The following is a 19,895-nucleotide window of genomic DNA, read 5'->3' as shown; positions in this document are numbered from 1 at the left end:
TCCGGAACATCAGGCCCTTACGCGCAAAAAAAGCCGTGTGCCCGACACGGCTTTCAGCCAGCCCTCGCGATGCCCGGCGCAGCCGGGCCGCCATTGGCGCACAAGGCGCCAATCAGGCCATAATTCAACGGTATAACCGCTGACAGGTGGCGCAGACTATACCACCTCAGCGGGGCATGAACAAACGGCCCCGCTGCGGCACGCGTGAATTACGAGCAAAATCGGATAATCGCCGTCCTCAACCGCGCAACGCGCGAACGCGCTCCTCGGCGGCGGCGCGCGCCTGGCGGTCAATGTCTAAGACCGCTTCGATGCTGGTCGGTTCCTGCAGCGCAAGGCGCTCCACCACCTGGCGGTTGACCGCCGCAATGTCGGTGAAGCGAATCTGCTGCTGCAAAAATGCCGCCACGGCGATTTCGTTGGCCGCGTTCAGCGCAGTGGTCGCCGCCTGGCCGGCATCGAACGCTTCAATCGCCAAATACAGGCAAGGATAACGCTCGCGCTCCGGTTCGGCGAAGGTCAACGAACCGATGCGACAGAAGTCCAGCGCCTCCACGCCGGAGTTCACGCGCTGCGGATACGCCATCGCGTGGGCGATCGGCGTGCGCATATCCGGCGTACCCAGCTGCGCCAGCACGCTGCCGTCGGCATAGCGCACCATCGAGTGAATCACCGACTGCGGATGCAGGATCACTTCCATTTGCTCGGCCGAGGCGTTAAACAGCCAGCGGGCCTCAATGTATTCCAGACCTTTGTTCATCATGGTGGCGGAATCCACCGAGATCTTGCGCCCCATCGACCAGTTCGGGTGGGCGCAGGCTTGATCCGGGGTCATCGCGGCGAACTGCTCCAGCGGCGTGGTGCGGAACGGGCCGCCGGAGCCGGTAAGCACGATGCGCGAAACACCATGACTGTCCAGGGAAGAGTATCCCAACTGACGCTGAATGCTCTCAGGCAAACTCTGAAAAATCGCGTTGTGCTCGCTGTCGAGCGGCAGCAACTGCGCCTGGCTTTGGCGCACCGCATCCATAAACAGACGGCCGCAGGTGACCAGCGACTCTTTGTTGGCCAGCAGCACCTGCTTGCCTGCACGGATCGCCGCCAGCGTCGGCAACAGCCCCGCGGCACCGACGATGGCCGCCGTCACTTGATCGACGTCGTCCAACGCCGCCAGTTCGCAGGCCGCTTGCTCCCCGGCCAATACCTCGGTAGCGACGCCGTTTTCCGCCAGAATGGCGCGCAGCTCGCGCGCGGCGCTTTCATCCGCCATCGCGGCGAAGGCGGGCCGAAATTCCATGCATTGCTGCGCCATGACCGCGACGTTGCGGCCGGCCACCAGCGCTTTGATCGCAAAAAGGTCGGGATTTGCCCTGACCACGGCCAGGGTGCTGGTCCCTACCGAGCCGGTCGAGCCAAGAATGGTCAGTTGCTTCATGAGTTCACTCTGAATAACTGTCTGATGAGATCGGAGGTGTTCCAGTGTGGAACCTTGGACACCGCTTGTCCATGATCTTTCAGTACGATGAAACGGGATCTGCGCCACAAAAAACAAAGCGCCGCCCAGGCGACGCTTTTTTTCTGCGCGATGCTGATTAGAAATCCATCAGCTCTTTTTCTTTCTCCGCCAGCGCGGCGTCGACCAGCTTGATATAAGCGTCGGTCATTTTCTGAATCTCGTCTTGTGAACGACGTTCTTCGTCTTCGCTGATCTCTTTGTCTTTCAGCAGCGCCTTGACCTTGTCGTTGGCGTCGCGACGCACGTTACGCACCGCTACGCGGCCCTGCTCAGCTTCGCCGCGCACGATCTTGATCAGATCCTTACGACGTTCTTCGGTCAGCGGAGGCAGCGGAACGCGAATGTCAGAACCCGCGGAAGACGGGTTGAGGCCCAGATCGGAGCTCATGATCGCTTTCTCAACGGCCTGGCTCAGGCTGCGGTCGAACACGTTGATTTTCAGCGTGCGGGAGTCTTCCACGGTCACGTTGGCCAGCTGGCGCAGCGGCGTAGCGGCGCCGTAGTATTCCACCATGATGCCGTCCAGAATGCTTGGAGAAGCGCGGCCGGTGCGGATCTTGCTGATTTGGTTTTTGAATGCTTCTACGCTTTTTTCCATGCGTGAATCAGCATCTTTTCTGATTTCATTAGTCACGTTGCAAACCCTTGGAAGCTGGTTACTTGGCAGGCGATACTCAAGTATAGCCCGTAATCGTACTCGGAGAGCGCGCGGCGCATGGCGTCACGCGCACCGAAAAAGGGGTGTGAACAGCCTTATTTGCTGATCAGCGTACCTTCGTTCTCACCCATCACCACGCGGCGCAGCGCGCCAGGCTTGTTCATGTTGAACACGCGGATCGGCAGACCGTGATCGCGGGCCAGCGTAAACGCAGCCAGATCCATCACTTTCAGCTCGCGCTCCAGCACGTCCTGATAGGTTAATTGTTCATACAGCGTCGCATCCGGGTTTTTCACCGGATCGGCGGAGTATACGCCATCCACTTTGGTGGCTTTCAGCACCACGTCCGCTTCGATCTCGATGCCGCGCAGGCAAGCGGCGGAATCGGTGGTGAAGAACGGGTTACCGGTACCGGCGGAGAAGATCACCACGCGGTTGTTGCGCAGCAGGCTGATCGCCTCTGCCCAGCTGTAATTGTCACACACGCCGTTCAGCGGGATCGCCGACATCAGGCGGGCGTTCACATAGGCACGGTGCAGTGCATCACGCATAGCCAGGCCGTTCATCACGGTAGCCAGCATTCCCATGTGGTCGCCCACTACGCGGTTCATGCCGGCTTGCGCCAGGCCCGCGCCGCGGAACAGGTTCCCGCCGCCAATAACTACACCGACCTGAATTCCCAGTTCGACCAGCTCTTTCACTTCCTGAGCCATGCGATCCAAAACGCTGGCGTCGATACCAAAACCTTCTGCACCTTGCAGGGCTTCGCCACTCAGTTTAAGCAGAATACGCTGATATACGGGTTTTGCATTGGTTGCCATGGTGTTCTGTCCTAAGAAGCAGTATTAGTATTGGGGATTTCAGCCGATGAAACGCGCCTGAGGTGAGCATCACGCTGCAGGGCCTGCCACCGGTGTAATTCTGGCTGGATAGTATGGAACCGCCAGACGGCGGTTCCATCGACAGTCATTAAGACTGTTTGCTCATCGCGGCAACTTCAGCAGCGAAGTCGGTCTCGACTTTCTCGATGCCTTCGCCCACTTCGAAGCGAATGAAGTTGGTCACGTCAGCGTTGTGCTCTTTCAGCACCTGAGCAACGGATTTGCTCGGATCCATAACGAAAGGCTGACCGGTCAGAGAAACTTCGCCGGTGAATTTCTTCATGCGGCCTTCAACCATTTTCTCTGCGATTTCTTTCGGCTTGCCGGACTGCATGGCGATGTCCAGCTGAACCTGGTACTCTTTTTCTACCACTTCAGCAGACACGTCTTCCGGCTTCACGAACTCTGGCTTGCTTGCCGCAATGTGCATTGCGATTTGCTTAACCAGCTCTTCGTCAGCGCCTTTAGCCGCAACCAGAACGCCGATACGCGCGCCGTGCAGGTAGCTGCCCAGCACTTCGCCTTCCAGGGAAGCAACGCGACGAATGTTGATGTTTTCGCCGATTTTTGCCACCAGCGCTACGCGCTCTTCTTCGAACTGTGCTTTCAGCACGTCAACGTCAGTGATTTTGCCGGCCATGGCCGCATCCAGCACTTTGTCGGCGAACGCCTGGAAACCGGCGTCTTTCGCTACGAAGTCAGTCTGGCAGTTAACTTCCAGAATGATGCCGTAGTTGCCTTCGATCTTGGTTTTGATCACGCCGTCAGCAGCTACGTTGCCTGCTTTTTTAGCGGCTTTGATCGCACCGGACTTACGCATGTTTTCGATTGCCAGTTCGATGTCGCCGTTGGATTCAACCAGCGCCTTCTTGCAATCCATCATGCCAGCGCCGGTACGCTCGCGCAGTTCTTTTACCAGGGCAGCGGTAATATCAGCCATTTATTTTTCCTCGGTTATCTCGCGTGGAGACAGTTCTCATTCAGATAAGCAAAGGGGGCCTTAACAGGCCCCCCTAACCAACATATGTCAATACCTGGTTAATAAGGGCTCAGTGACGAGCTTGCCTTATTATTCAGCTTCTACGAAGCCTTCTTCCGCCTGAACGGCCAGATCTTGAGAACGACCTTCACGCACAGCGGCAGCAACGGCAGTCAGGTACAGGTTTACTGCACGGATTGCGTCGTCGTTACCAGGGATGATGAAGTCAACGCCGTCTGGGTTGGAGTTGGTATCAACGATAGAGAATACCGGGATACCCAGGTTGTTGGCTTCTTTGATCGCGATGTGCTCGTGATCGGCATCGATAACGAACAGTGCGTCTGGCAGACCGCCCATATCTTTGATACCGCCCAGGGAGTTTTCCAGCTTGGCCAGTTCACGAGTGCGCATCAGCGCTTCTTTCTTGGTCAGCTTGTCCAGGGTGCCGTCTTGAGACTGGATTTCCAGATCTTTCAAACGCTTGATGGACTGACGAACGGTTTTCCAGTTAGTCAGCATGCCGCCCAACCAGCGGTGGTTCACGAAGAACTGGTCACAGCTGTTAGCAGCGTCTTTTACCGCTTCGCTTGCTGCGCGCTTGGTACCTACGAACAGGATCTTGCCTTTACGGGAAGAGATCTTGCTCAGTTCAGCCAGAGCGGCGTTGAACATTGGTACGGTCTGCTCCAGGTTGATGATGTGAACCTTGTTACGAGCGCCGAAGATGAAAGGCTTCATTTTCGGGTTCCAGTAACGGGTCTGGTGACCGAAGTGAACACCAGCCTTGAGCATGTCGCGCATGGAAACAGTTGCCATGATTAAACCTCTATAGATTAATTGGGGTTATGCCTCCACGTATCCCATAACGCCGACCCTGGCGGCGACAAGTCACCTCAGGGCACCCCGGCGGATGTGCCGATACGTGTGTGTTATTTACACAAAATGAGTGCAGTTAAAGTATTTTCGGCCAATTCCTGCCAGGTCACAAGAACCAAGTCGCGGATCGCCGGCGCGCTTTATACCATAAACCCGCAGCCGACACCAACTTTTGTTGCTTTGCGCCGGGCATCGGGAAATGAAATTTGGCAGCCCCCGGCCGGGCTGATACCATAAGTCACTGCTTCTTATTGTCGACGATAACGACACCTGCGGACGAATTTCATGGCAATCTCAATTAAAACACCTGATGACATCCAAAAAATGCGCGTGGCCGGCCGCCTGGCCGCCGAAGTGCTGGAAATCATCGAGCCGCACGTCAAACCTGGCGTGACCACCGGCGAGCTGGACCGTATCTGTCACGAGTACATCACCAACGAGCAGCAGGCCATCTCCGCCTGCCTCGGCTACCACGGCTTCCCGAAATCCGTGTGCATCTCGGTGAACGAAGTGGTGTGCCACGGCATCCCGAGCGACGACAAAACGCTGAAAGACGGCGACATCGTCAATATCGACGTGACCGTGATTAAAGATGGCTTCCACGGCGACACCTCGAAGATGTTCATCGTCGGCAAACCGACCATTCTGGGCGAGCGCCTGTGCCGCGTCACTCAGGAAAGCCTGTATCTGGCGCTGAAGATGGTCAAGCCGGGCATCCGCCTGCGCACCCTGGGCAAGGCTATCCAGCAATTCGTCGAGGCCGAGAAATTCTCCGTGGTGCGCGAGTACTGCGGCCACGGCATCGGCGAAGTGTTCCACGAAGAGCCGCAGGTGCTGCACTATGATGCCGACGATGGCGGCGTGGTGCTGCAGGCGGGCATGGCCTTCACCATCGAACCGATGGTCAACGCCGGCGACTACCGCATCCGCACCATGAAAGACGGCTGGACGGTAAAAACCAAAGATCGCAGCTTGTCGGCGCAGTATGAGCATACTATTGTGGTCACTGATAACGGCTGCGAGATAATGACGTTGCGCAAGGATGACACCATCCCCAACATCATTACGCACGAGATGTAAGCACCGCGGCGCACGCCGCGTGCAGAATATCACCAGGCCGGCTTTTGCCGGCCTTTTTTATGGGCTGCGCACTATGTCTGACAATCTCCTTCAACAGGCGGCCCCGGCCGTGCCGATGCCGCCCGCCTCCCCCAGCACCTACGGCGACGAAGAGCTCACCTGCCCGATGCTGAAACAGCGGCTGGAGCAGTTCCAGCTGTGGCTGGCGGCGGCGTTCGACGCCGGCTCCAGCGCCGAAAGCCTGGTGGCGGCGCGCAGCGACTTTATCGATCGCCTGCTACGCCGGCTGTGGACGTTCTACGGCTTCGAAGATATCCCGGAAACGGCGCTGGTGGCGGTCGGCGGCTACGGCCGCGGCGAACTGCACCCGCTGTCGGACATCGACGTGCTGGTACTCAGCCAGCGCCGGCTGACGGAACAGCAGTCGCAGCGGGTCGGCGAATTCATCACCCTGCTGTGGGATCTCAAGCTGGAAGTGGGCCACAGCGTGCGCACTCTGGAAGAGTGCCTGCTGGAAGGGTTGGCGGATCTGACCGTGGCCACCAACCTGATTGAATCGCGTATGATCTGCGGCGACGTCGCGCTGTTCCTGCAGATGCAAAAACATATCTTCAGCGACGGCTTCTGGCCTTCGCCGCAGTTTTTCCACGCCAAGATCAACGAGCAGCAGGAGCGCCATCAGCGCTACCACGGCACCAGCTATAACCTGGAGCCGGATATCAAAAGCAGCCCCGGCGGCCTGCGTGACATCCACACGCTGCTGTGGGTGGCGCGCCGCCACTTCGGCGCCACCTCGCTGGACGAAATGGTCGGCTTCGGTTTCCTCACCCAGGCCGAGCGCAACGAGCTGAACGAGTGCCAGAGCTTCCTGTGGCGCATCCGCTTCGCGCTGCACCTGGTGCTGCCGCGTTACGACAACCGCCTGCTGTTCGATCGCCAGCTCAGCGTCGCGCAGCTGCTGCGCTATGAAGGCGAAGGCAACGAGCCGGTCGAACGCATGATGAAAGACTTCTACCGCATGACGCGGCGCGTCAGCGAACTGAACCACATGCTGCTGCAGCTGTTCGACGAGGCCATTCTGGCGCTGGACGCCACCGAGAAGCCGCGCCCGCTGAACGACGATTTCCAGCTGCGCGGCGATCTGATCGACCTGCGCGACGAAACGCTGTTTATCCGCGAGCCGCAGGCCATCATGCGCATGTTCTACCTGATGGTGCGCAACCGCGAGATCAAGGGCATTTATTCCACCACCGTGCGCCAGCTGCGTCACGCGCGCCGCCACCTGAAGCAGCCGCTGTGCACCATTCCGGAAGCGCGCGATCTGTTTATGGCCATCCTGCGCCATCCCGGCGCGGTATCGCGCGCACTGGTGCCGATGCACCGTCACAGCGTGCTGTGGGCCTATATGCCGCAGTGGGGCAAGATCGTCGGGCAGATGCAGTTCGACCTGTTCCACGCCTATACCGTCGATGAACACACCATCCGCGTGCTGCAGAAGCTGGAGAGTTTCGCTGACGACCAGACTCGGCCGCGCCATCCGCTGTGCGTGGAGCTGTATCCGCGCCTGCCGCACCCGGAACTGCTGCTGCTGGCGGCGTTGTTCCACGATATCGCCAAAGGGCGCGGCGGCGACCACTCGATCCTCGGCGCGGAAGACGTGGTGGAGTTCGCCGAACTTCACGGCCTCAACTCGCGTGAAACCCAGCTGGTGGCCTGGCTGGTGCGCTGCCACCTGCTGATGTCGGTCACCGCGCAGCGCCGCGATATCCAGGATCCGACGGTGATCCAGCAGTTCAGCAGCGAAGTGCAGAGCGAAACCCGCCTGCGCTATCTGGTATGCCTGACGGTGGCCGACATCTGCGCCACCAACGAAACCCTGTGGAACAGCTGGAAGCAGAGCCTGCTGCGCGAGCTGTATTTCGCCACCGAGAAGCAGCTGCGCCGCGGCATGCAAAACAGCCCGGATCTGCGCGAACGCGTGCGCCATCACCGCCTGCAGGCGCTGGCGCTGCTACGCATGGACAACATCGACGAAGAGGCGCTGCACCGCATCTGGAGCCGCTGCCGAGCCGACTATTTCCTGCGCCACTCGCCGAATCAGCTGGCCTGGCACGCCCGCCACCTGCTGGCCCACGATTCCACCCAGCCGCTGGTGCTGGTCAGCCGCCAGGCGACGCGCGGCGGCACCGAGATCTTCATCTGGAGCCCGGACCGCCCTTATCTGTTCGCCGCCGTCGCCGGGGAGATGGATCGCCGCAATCTGAGCGTGCACGACGCCCAGATCTTCACCAACCGCGACGGCATGGCAATGGACACCTTTATCGTGCTGGAGCCGGACGGCAGCCCGCTGGCGCAGGATCGCCACGCGGCGATCCGCCAGGCGCTGCTGCAGGCCATCACCCAGCGGGAGTATCAGCCGCCGCGCGTGCGCCGGCCCTCTTCCAAGCTGCGTCACTTCAGCGTGCCGACCGAGGTCACTTTCCTGCCGACCCATACCGATCGCCGCAGCTACCTGGAGCTGACCGCACTCGACCAGCCCGGCCTGCTGGCGCGGGTGGGCGAAGTGTTCGCCGACCTGGGGCTGTCGCTGCACGGCGCGCGCATTTCCACCATCGGCGAGCGGGTCGAGGATTTGTTTATCCTGGCCGACGGCGAGCGGCGCGCGCTCGACCAGGAAACGCGCAGAAAGTTGGAGCAACGGTTGACAGAGGCCCTCACCCCAAACGATAAAATGTGATACAAGTAACTTTTTACCGACAACATCAGGAAAGAGAACAGCATGCAGCAATTACAGAACGTTATTGAAAGCGCCTTCGAGCGCCGTGCGGACATCACCCCGGCGAACGTAGACACCGTAACGCGCGAAGCGGTAAACCAGGTGATCGGCCTGCTGGACAGCGGCGCCCTGCGCGTCGCCGAGAAGATCGACGGTCAATGGGTCACCCATCAGTGGCTGAAGAAAGCCGTGCTGCTCTCTTTCCGCATCAACGACAACAAGGTGATGGACGGCGCGGAAACCCGCTACTACGACAAGGTGCCGATGAAGTTCGCCGACTACGACGAAGCGCGCTTCCAGAAGGAAGGTTTCCGCGTCGTGCCGCCGGCCACCGTGCGCCAGGGCGCGTTCATCGCGCGCAACACCGTGCTGATGCCGTCTTACGTTAACATCGGCGCCTACGTCGACGAAGGCACCATGGTCGACACCTGGGCCACCGTCGGTTCTTGCGCGCAGATCGGCAAAAACGTTCACCTGTCCGGCGGCGTCGGCATCGGCGGCGTGCTGGAGCCGCTGCAGGCCAACCCGACCATCATCGAAGACAACTGCTTCATCGGCGCGCGCTCCGAAGTGGTGGAAGGCGTGATCGTGGAAGAAGGCTCGGTGATTTCGATGGGCGTGTACCTCGGCCAGAGCACCCGTATCTATGACCGCGAGACCGGCGAAATCCATTACGGCCGCGTGCCAGCGGGTTCGGTGGTGGTTTCCGGCAACCTGCCGTCGAAAGACGGTTCCTACAGCCTGTACTGCGCGGTGATCGTCAAGAAAGTCGACGCCAAAACGCGCGGTAAAGTCGGCATTAATGAGTTATTGCGCACTATCGACTAAATTGAAATAGCGGGTGATTCACCCGCTATTTTTTTGTCTGCGTTTCGCTGGCAGTCACAGTCGCAGACCTCGCTTTCCGCCATAATCGCAGTCGTGGAATATAACGATCACATCTAAAGAGGGCGCAGTATGTACGATAACTTGAAGAGTTTGGGCATCAATCAACCGGAAGACGTCGATCGCTATAGCCTGCGTCAAGAGGCCAACAACGACATCCTCAAGATCTATTTCCGCAAGGACAAGGGCGAGTTCTTCGCTAAAAGCGTGAAGTTCAAGTACCCGCGCCAGCGTAAAACCGTGGTGGCGGACAACGCCGGCCAGGGCTACAAGGAAATTCACGAGATCAACCCGAACCTGCGTTACGTGATCGACGAACTGGATCAGCTGTGCCAACGCGATCAGGTGGAAGTGGATCTGAAGCGTAAAATCCTCGACGACCTGCGCCATCTCGAAGGCGTGGTGTCGCACAAGATTGCCGAGATCGAAGCCGATCTGGAAAAACTCACCCGCGGCAAGTAATGCGGATCGGTTGATCCGCATCATCGCCAAGGCGCCCTTTCGCGGCGCCTTTTTACTTTACGATTGCAGCAGCGTGCCCCACTGCTCGACCCACGGGCAGGCGACCACTTCCGGCTCCGGCTGTTCCATCGCATCGATCTCCAACACTTCGCCAACGCGGGTGGCGCCCTGCTCCTGCAGCAGCGCGTCGAACGCGCGCCCGGCGCCGCAGAAGTTGTCATAGCTGCTGTCGCCGAGGGCGATCAGCCCATAGCGCAGCTCCGGCTGATAGCCAACCTGATCGCGAATGGCGTGGAACAGCGGCGCGATGCTGTCCGGCAGATCGCCCTGCCCGGTGGTGGAGGTAATCACCAGCGCGTAGTGCTGACGATAATACTGCCAGGCCTCCAGCGTGCCCTCTTCGAACAGTTTGACCTCATGGCCCTGTTCGCTGAGGATGTTTTGCGCCTCTTCCGCCACCAGCAGCGAATTGCCGTAGACCGTTCCCACGAAGATACCAACCTGAGCCATGGCTCCTACTCCCTTCATTACCTTTAAAAATTGTCAGCTATCCTGACCGTTAGCCGCGCTAAACTCAACCCCGGCAAGTTCAGGGAATACTCCCGCCCAGCCGAACTGCGTCATCACCCCTTGCCAGTCTTCGTCCCAGCGCGCCGTCACCCGCAGCGCCTCACCGGTCACCGGGTGCGTCAGCTGCTGATGGCTGGCGTGCAGCATCAGGCGCGGGCAGCCGAAATGCTGCGCCATGCCGCGGTTCTGCCGCAGATCGCCGTGCTTGCTGTCGCCGATGATCGGATGGCGAAGATGCGCCATGTGGCGCCGCAGCTGGTGCTTGCGGCCGGTTTCCGGCTGCAGCTCCACCAGGCTGTAGCGCGCGCTGTCGTAGCGGCCGACCGCCACCGGCATCTCTACCTGCGCCAGCGGCCGGTAGTGCGTCACCGCCGGCTGCGGCCCTTTATCGGCATCGGCATGTTTATCGGCGATTTTGTCCAGCTCCGCCGTCAGCGGATAGTCGAGGGTCGCCCCTTCCTGCACGTAGCCGCGCACCACCGCATGGTAGGTTTTCTGCACCTGATGCTGCTCGAACTGCTGCGACAGCAGACGCGCCACCTCGCTGGAGAGCGCCATCAGCAGCACGCCGGAAGTCGGGCGATCGAGACGGTGCACGGTAAAGACGTGCTGCCCGAGCTGATCGCGCACCGTCTGCATCATAAAGCGGGTCTCATGACGATCCAGCCAACTGCGGTGCACCAACCAGCCCGACGGCTTGTTCACCGCCACCAGGTGTTCATCCTGATACAAAATCTCAATCACATCGCTTTCCCAGGTAAATAGCCGTTTCGGGCGCGAGTATAACAGGCGTGCGGCTCAGCGCTAGTTCACCCATTCGATGGTCACCAGCCGCGTATCGGCACGGCCGCGATCGTCCACCGCCCGAATGCGGTAGCGCCCGTTGTCGATCGGCCGCCAGTCGATCGGCTTTTTGCTGGCGCTACTGCCGAGATAGATATCATCGACGAACCAGTACACCGTCTTGCTGTCGGCGTCCGTCACCGCGTTGAAGGCGATTTTATCTCGCCCCTGCTGCGACTGGCGCAGGGTATAGGTGGTGTTTTTCAGCGGCGAAGTGATGCGCGGCGCGTTGCCGCCGACGGCGATGCCGTTGTCCTTGCAGCGGTTGACCGGCGGCGTCCGTTTCGGCAGCCCGGCCTGGGCGAACACGTTGGCCAGATCGGAAGGCCAGAACTCAAAGATTTCGGTACGGGTCTGCGCCGCGTCATACGGCGGGCAAACGACCTCGCCGCTGTGAATATCCAGCACCACCGGCCGATAGACGCTGTCGACCTTGATCGGCGACTTGCCGGGAATGAACCAGGTCTTGCCCTTCTGCTGGCACCACGGCGTCGGCAGATCGCCGCTGGCGAGGCAAATATCCACCCGCCGCAGCCGTTGGGGGAACGGGTGCTTCGGTTCCCGCAGGCCGGGGTAGCTGGCATTGACGCTGTCGATGATGTTGAAGAACAGCGGCGCGGCCGCCTCGGCGCCGACCAACGCATTGTTGCCGCGCCCGTCGAAGTTGCCTTCCCACACCACCAGCACGTAAGGACCGAAAATCCCGACGCTCCAGGCGTCGCGAAAGCCCCAGGAAGTGCCGGTCTTCCAGTACACCGGCAGCGAAGAAGAACGCTGCGCCAGCGTATCGCCCGGCCGCCGGTGCTGGCGCAGCATATCCAGCGTGATGAAACTGGCCTCCTCGCTCAGCAGCCGCACCGGCGTCGATTCGGCCTCGTTCAGCTGCATACGAAGCGGTCGCAGCTCGCCGCGGTTCGCCAGCAACGCATACAGCTTCGCCAATTCCTGCGCCGTCACCTCGCCGCCGCCCAGCACCAGCGACAGCCCGTAGTGGCTTTCGTTGGCCATATTGGCGACGCCGGTCAGGCGCAAAAACTGATAAAAGGTCGGCTGGCGCAGCTGCGAGGCGACATACACCGCCGGGATGTTGCGGCTGAAATTCAGCGCGTCGGTGGCGGTCACCGGGCCGAGAAAGCGCCGGTCGAAATTTTCCGGCGCATAGGCGCCGAACGACGAAGGCACGTCCTTCAGGATGGTCATCGGATGCAGCACGCCCTGCTCCATGCCCAGCGCGTAGATGAACGGTTTGAGCGTCGAACCCGGCGAGCGCTTGGCGTTGGTGCCGTTCACCTGCCCCTGGATCGGCCGATTGTAATAATCCGCCGATCCCACCAGCGCGCGCACCCCCATATCGCGGCTGTCCACCAGCAGCACCGCGGCGTTTTGGATGCCGCGGCTGCGGTTGCGGGCGATAAAGGCATTGACCTGCCGCTCAACCAGCCGCTGCAACCCGGCGTCCAGCGTGGTGTCGACGCGGGTATCGCGCTGCACCAGTTGCTGCGTCTGCTGGCGCAGCTGTTCGATAAAGTGCGGCGCGATATAGGGCACTTGTTCGGGCTGGCGCAGCGCCAGCGGCAGGCGGAACAGCGTTTGCTGGCTGGCGTCGGTGGGGTAAACCCGCTGCCAGCGCTGGAACAGACGGTTGCGCGCCTGGGTCAACGCGGTGCCGAGCACGCCGGTTTTCGGCTCCAGACGGTAGCTGGGCGACTGCGGCAGCACCGCCAGCGTCAGCGCCTCCGGCAGGGTCAAATCCTTCGGCGACTTGGCGAAATAGATCAGGCTGGCGGCGCCGATGCTTTCGATGTTGCGGCCGTAAGGGGCGTAATTCAGGTAGGCTTCCAGGATATCGCGCTTGGAGTAGCTCAGTTCCAGCTGCACCGCACGCAGCACCTGCAGCAGCTTGCCGCCCGGCGTGCGGGTGTTGAGATGCCAGCGCATGCGCGCCAGCTGCATGCTGATGGTCGATCCGCCCTGCATTTTGCCGCCGGCGACATAGCTGCGCCAGAAGCCGCGCATCAGGCTGACGGGGTTAAAACCGGGGTTGTAGTAGAACCAGCGGTCTTCGTGCAGCAGCAGCCCGCGCACCGCCAACGGCGACACCTGCTCCAGCGGCGTCCACAGCCGGTAGCGGTCGTCGTTGGCCAGGGTGATGCGCAGCAGCGCGCCGTGCCTGTCGTAATAGACGGAAGACTGCGGCAGCCCCTGCCACAGGGGCGGATGCGGCCACAGCCGAATCGCGGCCAGCAGCAGCGCCAGTAAAAACACCGCCATCAAGCCGTTTTGCAGCACGCGCCCGGTCAGGATCTTCATACGTTCTCACCACCCCGGCGCCAGACGCTGGCCTGGCGCCGGAGCCGGCCTAGTCGTTGCCCGCCGGCACCACCACCAGCTTGCCGCCGCCGGCCGACATCGCCTGCACTTCACGGTCATACATGGCTTCGCCGTAGGCCGGTGGAACAATAAAGCTGCCGGTATTGGTGGCCTTGATCTGATAGACGAACTCCTGTACCTCGGTGCCGGCGCTGCCGTAGATAATCACCCGATCTTCACGGGTATCACTGTAATCCGGCGCCCAAGTGGAGCCGGTAGCGGCCAGCGGCGACTGCCAACCGCCGCGGTCTTCGCTCTCCTCGCCGGCATCGGCCGGTTCCGGCGGCGTCTGCTGCACCACTTCGAACCCGCCCGGCAGCAGATCGACGATCGCCAGGTTGCTCTGCCCCTCTTTCGAGTTGGCGCGCACCTTCAGATGGACATTGATCTTCTGCCCCAGCGTCACCTGCGTCACCGGCTTGCCCTGTTCGTCGGTGTAATCGCGGACGATCTCAATGCCGCGCGACAGCGCTTTTTGCGGCGCATTCAGGTCGTAACCGGCCTGCGTCACCACATACCAGGCCGGCGCATTGCCGCCGTTGGTGAAGCGCACCGCGGTGGCATCGGCGTTGAACTGCCCCTGAACGAACAGCCCCTGCAGCTCACTGATGCGCTGCGGCTCGCCGCCGCTTTTGCCTACCTGCACGATGCCCAAGGCATCCGCATTGGCGGATTGCGCCGCCACCTGGGCCGAATAGCTTTCCAGCGCCAGAATGCTCATCGCGGAGGAGTAGGTGGTGTAACGCTCTTCTTTCAGCGCCTTGACCATATTCTCCAGCACCTGCGGCGGGATCGACGCCACCTTCTCCGGGAAGTGACGGGTAATCAGATACAGCCGCGTCGCATCCTGCACCAGCGGATCGAAATAATTCTGCGTCCACCAGGCGCTGTCATACGCCTTGCTCAGCTGCTGCCAGCTCGGTTGCAACAGCGCGGCGGCTTCGTCGTCCATCTTCAACAACCGATAAGAAGAAGCCAGATACAGCGCGCTCAGATCGGTTTTCCACCCTTCGCCATAGCGTTTTTGCAGCGTATCCTGCACCGCCGCCAGCGAGTTGGTGGTCACTTCGCCCTGCAGCGTCAACAGGTAAACTGCCCAGCTGCGCAGGCGCAGCAGATACAGATCGTCGAATCCGCTGGCCGCCAGTTCGCGCAATGCGCCGTTGGCCTCGTCCAGCATGCCTTCCGGCAGGGCGTAGCCCGCCGCTTTGGCTTCGAGCAGATACTGCACCACATAAGGCGTGACGAAAGGATCGGCATCCGGCGACGAACGCCAGGTGCCGATCGCTCCGCTGTCGTTCTGGCGCGCACGCAGCACGCCAAGCAGGTTGCGCAGCTGCTTGCTGACTTCCGCCTGGCTCAGGCTGCTTTTCATCTCGGGGTGGCGGCTCTGCAGCATCAGCGGAATGGAGCGGCTGACGATCTGCTCGGAACAGTAATACGGGTAATCCGCCAGGTACTGCGCCAGCCCGCTGGTCAGCACCAGCGGCGAATTCGATACCGCCGCCCGGCGCTGCGCAAAAGCGTCGAACATCTGGCGCAAGCCATCGACGTTCTGACTGCCGCCGCTCATGCGCCCCATCACCGACTGGGTACGGTACGGCGCCGCCGGCCGCACCGAGGTGCTGACGGTACGGCGGCTGGCCTGGTCGCCGTAACGGGCGTCGAACACCAGCGGCGCATCGCCCAGCACGGCTTTGGCGCGCAGGCGGAAAGCGATCACGCCTTCGCGTTTTTCCGCCAGCGTCAGGCTTTGCGTCGCGTTGCCCACCACCTCCAACTGCGGCGGCGGCGTCAACAGAACGTTGATGGCCACCGACTGGCCGTTCAGCCCGTCGAGGTTGTTGCTGACGCCCACGCTGACGTCGAACTCGTCGCCCGGCGCCACCATCGCCGGCACGTTCGGCGTCATGATGAAATTGTCGCGCACCGTGGCGGCGGTTTGCGCCTTGCCGATTTTCTCCGGGGTCACCGAAATCGCCATCACGCGGATCTTGCCGTTGAAGTAGTCCGGCACCGGGTAGACGAACTGCTTCTCGCCGCTGACCTCGGTAATGCCGGACCAATAGGCCACCGGCTTGTCGCGCTTGCGCTTGAACGGGTTGAGGTTGAGATCCAGCCCCTCGCCCGCATCGCCGCCCGGCGCCGCGGTCAGCGCCATCAGCTTGCTGAACTCCGGCAGGATCAGATCGAGGATCTGCGAGCTGCTCACGTTCAGTTCGCGCTTGCTGAAGAAGAACTCCAGCGGATCCTTCAGGCGGTAGCGCGCCACCTGCAGAATGCCCTCATCGACGGCGAACAGCGCCACCTGCTGCGGCGCGTCGGTCTTGACCGTCATCGTCAGGTTTTCACCCGGCTTGATGACCTCCGGCGCCGTCACCTCGAGGCTGTTTTGCCGCGCCTTGGTGCTGATCTTGAACGGCATCACGCCATAGCTCAGCGGGCTCATGAAGATCTCGCTGGAGTTGATATCGCGCACGAACTGCACGTTGATGTAGCCGTTGCCCTCCATGCCGGCCGGCACGCGGATCTTCTGCACCGAGCTGGTGGTGTCGGTGTGGAACCACTGCCAGGCGTAAACCCTGTCCTTCTCGATGGTGATCAAGCCGCTGCCGGTATAAGGCGCGTTGATCGCCACCTCGATCTCTTCGCCCGGCTGATATTCCGCCTGGTTCAGTTTCAGCTTCAGTTCGGCGTTGCGATCCAGCGAACGGCTCAGGTTGGCGTTGCCGGCCACGCTGTAGGCGACGCGATTGAGCGTTTTGCCCTGCGTATCTTCAATCACCAGCACGAAGTCGCCCGGCTTATCGGTCGCCAGCCGCAGATCCGCGCCCTGCGCGCTCAGCGCCAGCGGCTGTTCCGACAGCTGCACTTCCTTCATCTTCGACTGGTATTTGTAAACGCCCGAATCCTGTTTGGTCAGCACCGAAATGTATTTCTGCTCGATCAACACCTGCTTCAGATTCGGCAGGGCGATCTGTTGCAGATTCGGATCGATGGCGATCACGTTCAGATGCCGCTCCGCGTCGCGGTTGATGTAGCCCAGATCGCCGTCCGCCTTCACCCCGATCAGGTAATCGTAAGGCGAAACCAGCGTGCGGGCGGTCGCCGCCACCGAGCGCCCGCCGCCGGCGACGAACGCCTCCGACAGCAGCTGCAGCTGATAAGTGGCGTCGGCGTAGGATTTCAGATCGAGCGGGATATCGGCCGCGCCGTGCTCATCGGTGGTGCGATCTTCCAGCTCGGTTTCGAACCCGTCGCTGTTTTGCCGATTTTCATAGAACGCATAATCCGGGAAGCGATCGAAGCTCGGATACATCGGCCGCAGCGTCAGCCTGGTGCTCACGCGGCGATCCTGCGCCGGAGTGCCGAACAGGTTCTGCACATCGATGCTGGCCTTCAGCTCGGACGGTTTGACCCAGCCTTGCTGGCGGTTTGGCGTCAGCGCCAGCTTCACTTTCAGCTGATCCGGTTCGAACTCCTTCACATTGACCGCGGTATGGCCGAGCAGCGTGGAGGTATCGTTGTTTTTGCCGATCAGATACAGATAGACGTTCCACTCGCCGGTAGGCGAGTTTTCATCGGTGGTATAGCTCAGCTCGTTGAAACCGCTGGCGCCCAGCGTCAGCGGCACGGTGGTCATCAGCTTGTCGCGCGGATCGCGGATTTCGGCGCGCACCGGCACGCCAGCCAGGCCAACGCCCCAGTCGGCGGCGCGGGTGATCAGGCCGATGTTAAAGGTATCCCCCGGCCGATAAACGCCGCGATCGGAGAACAGGTAACTGCCGAGCGTGCGCGGATCGGTCGGCGTTTGTTCACCGGCGACGTCGAAGCGCGAGAAGTCCAGCCCGCGATCGTTATAGCTGCCGGTCGGCAGGAAGGAGACATCCCCCTCCTTTTCCACCAGGAACATCACCGGCTGGCGCTCGTTGGTGTACACATCGAGCGCCGGGAAACGCACGTGGCCGTCGGCCCCGGTGGTTTGGCTGAGCAGCGTCACGCCATTTTTGGCCACCACCGACACGTTGGCGCCGCTAACCGGCGCGCCGCTTTGAATCGACTGCACAAAGACGTCGCGCGTCTTATCCTGCGAGCTCTTGGCGACGATGCCCAGATCGGTCACCACCACAAAGCGCGAATCGCCGACATCGGGCTGATCATCCCCGGTGCTCTCGTCCGGTTCCTGTTCTGGCTCGGCGCCCGCCTCTTCCGCCGCCGGTTTCCGGTTCGGCTGCCATTCGGACAGCGTCAGCAGGAATACTCCGCGATGGGAACTGGCGTTGGTGGAGAGATAGCGGGAGAGATCGATGCCCTGATAGTTCACTTCCCCCGGCCGCTCGTTGTTGAGCGCCGTCTGGTATTTGAAATGCTCGGTGAAATATTCGTCGTTGAGCCGGTTGAATTCCGTTGACGAGTATTCCCGGCTTTTGAAGGAGACGATGTGCTGCAGCTGACTCGGGATCACCCGCTTGATGTCCAGCCGCAGGCCCGCCACGTTGCGCGCCGCCACGCTGATCTGTTTGTCGCCGTTGACCGACAGCAGCGAGCCTGCGGACATGAACTGCAGCGATTTCGGGAACTCCGGCACTTCGACCACTCGATAAACCTTCTTCGGCATTTTGTAACCGCCGACGGAGACCAGCTGGTTGTCTATCTCGATCAGCACGAAGCGGTGCGCCGGAGCTTCAAAGCGGAAGCTGAACTGCGGCTGGTAGGCCTCTTCCGCCTCGTTAAGCGTCAATGGCAATGCCGTCGCCTGCGCCAGCACGTTTTTACCGACGCTGTCGACCGTCCATTGATAGAAATCTTCAGCATCGTTGGCGGTCTCGGCATCGCTCGGATCGTGCTGCGGCAGCAGCCAGGCTTTGGTGGCCCGCGCCAGCTCTTTATCCTTCACCGCATCGCTGAAGCCGACCACCAGCGCACGCTGCCCTTGGCCGCCGTCGGTATCCACCACCTGGGCGCTGGCGTCGCTCAGCGCCAGGCTGTACAGCGTCGGTACTTTGACCCAGTTGCTTTTCGCCTCAGCGACCGCATTGCCGGCCGCCGTCGATTTAACGCCTTTGCCGACGGTCAGATGCACAGCACCGCCCTGATCCAGCGCCTGCAGCGGCTCGGAATGCACCCAGGCGTTCAGTTTTTTCTCGTCATAGACCAGGGAGAAGTTCAGCTTTTTCTCGGAGGAAGCGCTGCCCTCCTTCAATCCCAGCGAAATCTGTTTTTCAAAGCTGGCGACGTCGACCGGCGCATTGAACTGCAAATTGAAAATCGCGCTGCGTTTCTGCGCATCTTGCGGATCGCGGTAATACTCGGCCTGCCCCAGGCGGTAATCGAACGCGGGCACGGTGAAGGCATAGCGGGTTTTGGCGAGCTTGACCTGCGGCGCCAGCAAGGTGGCGGGCTCGAGGGTTACGTCATATTTCGCGCCCATCGGCAGCGGTTTTTTCGGCGTGAACACCAGCGTCGACTCATTGCGCCACGCCCACTGCCCTTCTGCAGCCGGTTTGAGGATGATGCCGGCGCTCACGGTTTTACCCACCGCGCTTATTGCCGCGGCCGAGCCGCTGAAGGTCAGGCTCACCGTTTGCGGCGCCTGCCGGGCGGCGGCGTAGTCTATCGGCTCGGGGTTGGCCAACTCGGCGCTGATCTCCTGAACCGCCATTGGCGCCGGTTCGATGGGCTGGGGGCGGTTTTGCCACCAGTGCCAGCCGTAAAACGCGCCGCCTGTGGCGCCCGCCAGCAGCAGCAAGCCCAAACCGATCGCTTTCGGGTGTTTATCTACGCCGCTTTCGAGCCGCAAAAAACCGCGCGGCAGCGCAGCCCACCAGGCCGGCGCACGCCAACTGAGGTTGCCGACCAGCGGTCTCAGCAACCGCCCCAACAGCGACAAAATCCCGCCCAGCAGGCGGCAAACGCCCTTAACCAGGGTAAAAGGCAAACGCAGGATAAACCTTAATAAATCCATTATTGCAGCACCTCATCATCCTAATGCAGCCCCC

General features: G+C 61.1%; 13 protein-coding genes. 4 read left to right on the top strand and 9 right to left on the bottom strand.

What is annotated here, in order from left to right; all coding sequences use genetic code 11:
• Positions 1-238: 238 nt before the first annotated feature.
• The 5 genes from ispC to rpsB form a co-directional block, all read right to left on the bottom strand.
• Complete coding sequence (ispC, locus tag ACJ8HN_RS21995; RefSeq protein ID WP_033654123.1) at positions 239-1,435, bottom strand: 1-deoxy-D-xylulose-5-phosphate reductoisomerase; 1,197 nt, start codon at positions 1,433-1,435, stop codon at positions 239-241.
• 157 nt (positions 1,436-1,592) lie between these two features.
• Positions 1,593-2,150 carry a ribosome recycling factor gene (gene frr, locus ACJ8HN_RS21990; protein ID WP_004931943.1) on the bottom strand — a complete coding sequence of 186 codons (558 nt, stop codon included), beginning with the start codon at positions 2,148-2,150 and terminating at the stop codon, positions 1,593-1,595.
• Between the two features lie 119 nt (positions 2,151-2,269).
• On the bottom strand, positions 2,270-2,995 hold the full coding sequence (gene pyrH, locus ACJ8HN_RS21985) for a UMP kinase (RefSeq protein ID WP_004931940.1): 726 nt from the start codon (positions 2,993-2,995) through the stop codon (positions 2,270-2,272).
• Positions 2,996-3,143: 148 nt separating this feature from the next.
• On the bottom strand, positions 3,144-3,995 hold the full coding sequence (tsf, locus tag ACJ8HN_RS21980) for a translation elongation factor Ts (RefSeq protein WP_033635739.1): 852 nt from the start codon (positions 3,993-3,995) through the stop codon (positions 3,144-3,146).
• A 129-nt stretch (positions 3,996-4,124) separates the two neighbouring features.
• Positions 4,125-4,850, bottom strand: coding sequence for a 30S ribosomal protein S2 (gene rpsB / locus ACJ8HN_RS21975; protein ID WP_016929891.1), 726 nt, complete (start codon positions 4,848-4,850; stop codon positions 4,125-4,127).
• 345 nt (positions 4,851-5,195) lie between these two features.
• On the opposite strand from rpsB, the gene map reads away from it, so the two are divergent.
• The 4 genes from map (at position 5,196) to ACJ8HN_RS21955 (ending at position 10,113) form a co-directional block, all read left to right on the top strand.
• Complete coding sequence (gene map / locus ACJ8HN_RS21970; protein ID WP_004931936.1) at positions 5,196-5,990, top strand: type I methionyl aminopeptidase; 795 nt, start codon at positions 5,196-5,198, stop codon at positions 5,988-5,990.
• A gap of 73 nt (positions 5,991-6,063) precedes the next feature.
• The gene (glnD, locus tag ACJ8HN_RS21965; RefSeq protein WP_033649826.1) at positions 6,064-8,727 is read left to right on the top strand and encodes a bifunctional uridylyltransferase/uridylyl-removing protein GlnD; all 2,664 of its coding nucleotides are present in this window, start codon (positions 6,064-6,066) and stop codon (positions 8,725-8,727) included.
• Between the two features lie 42 nt (positions 8,728-8,769).
• Positions 8,770-9,594: a 2,3,4,5-tetrahydropyridine-2,6-dicarboxylate N-succinyltransferase gene (gene dapD, locus ACJ8HN_RS21960; RefSeq protein ID WP_004931932.1), complete on the top strand. Its 825-nt coding sequence runs from the start codon at positions 8,770-8,772 to the stop codon at positions 9,592-9,594.
• Positions 9,595-9,723: 129 nt separating this feature from the next.
• Complete coding sequence (locus ACJ8HN_RS21955; RefSeq protein ID WP_004931929.1) at positions 9,724-10,113, top strand: DUF3461 family protein; 390 nt, start codon at positions 9,724-9,726, stop codon at positions 10,111-10,113.
• A 57-nt stretch (positions 10,114-10,170) separates the two neighbouring features.
• On the opposite strand, the gene ACJ8HN_RS21950 is transcribed toward ACJ8HN_RS21955, so the two are convergent.
• The 4 genes from ACJ8HN_RS21950 to ACJ8HN_RS21935 are packed head-to-tail and all read right to left on the bottom strand — an operon-like array spanning position 10,171 to position 19,861.
• Entirely contained in the window at positions 10,171-10,623 is a 453-nt protein-coding gene (locus ACJ8HN_RS21950; RefSeq protein WP_048321895.1) for a flavodoxin, read from the bottom strand.
• A 33-nt stretch (positions 10,624-10,656) separates the two neighbouring features.
• The gene (gene truC, locus ACJ8HN_RS21945) at positions 10,657-11,427 is read right to left on the bottom strand and encodes a tRNA pseudouridine(65) synthase TruC (protein ID WP_442523948.1); all 771 of its coding nucleotides are present in this window, start codon (positions 11,425-11,427) and stop codon (positions 10,657-10,659) included.
• A 60-nt stretch (positions 11,428-11,487) separates the two neighbouring features.
• The gene (pbpC, locus tag ACJ8HN_RS21940) at positions 11,488-13,836 is read right to left on the bottom strand and encodes a penicillin-binding protein 1C (protein WP_442523947.1); all 2,349 of its coding nucleotides are present in this window, start codon (positions 13,834-13,836) and stop codon (positions 11,488-11,490) included.
• Positions 13,837-13,885: 49 nt separating this feature from the next.
• Entirely contained in the window at positions 13,886-19,861 is a 5,976-nt protein-coding gene (locus ACJ8HN_RS21935) for an alpha-2-macroglobulin family protein (RefSeq protein ID WP_442523946.1), read from the bottom strand.
• Positions 19,862-19,895: the final 34 nt, after the last annotated feature.

This window comes from Serratia sp. CY29653, assembly GCF_052169255.1.
Lineage (GTDB): Bacteria > Pseudomonadota > Gammaproteobacteria > Enterobacterales > Enterobacteriaceae > Serratia > Serratia sarumanii.
Note: the sequence above shows the minus strand (reverse complement) of the source record. Positions and strands in the feature narration are given on the sequence as shown.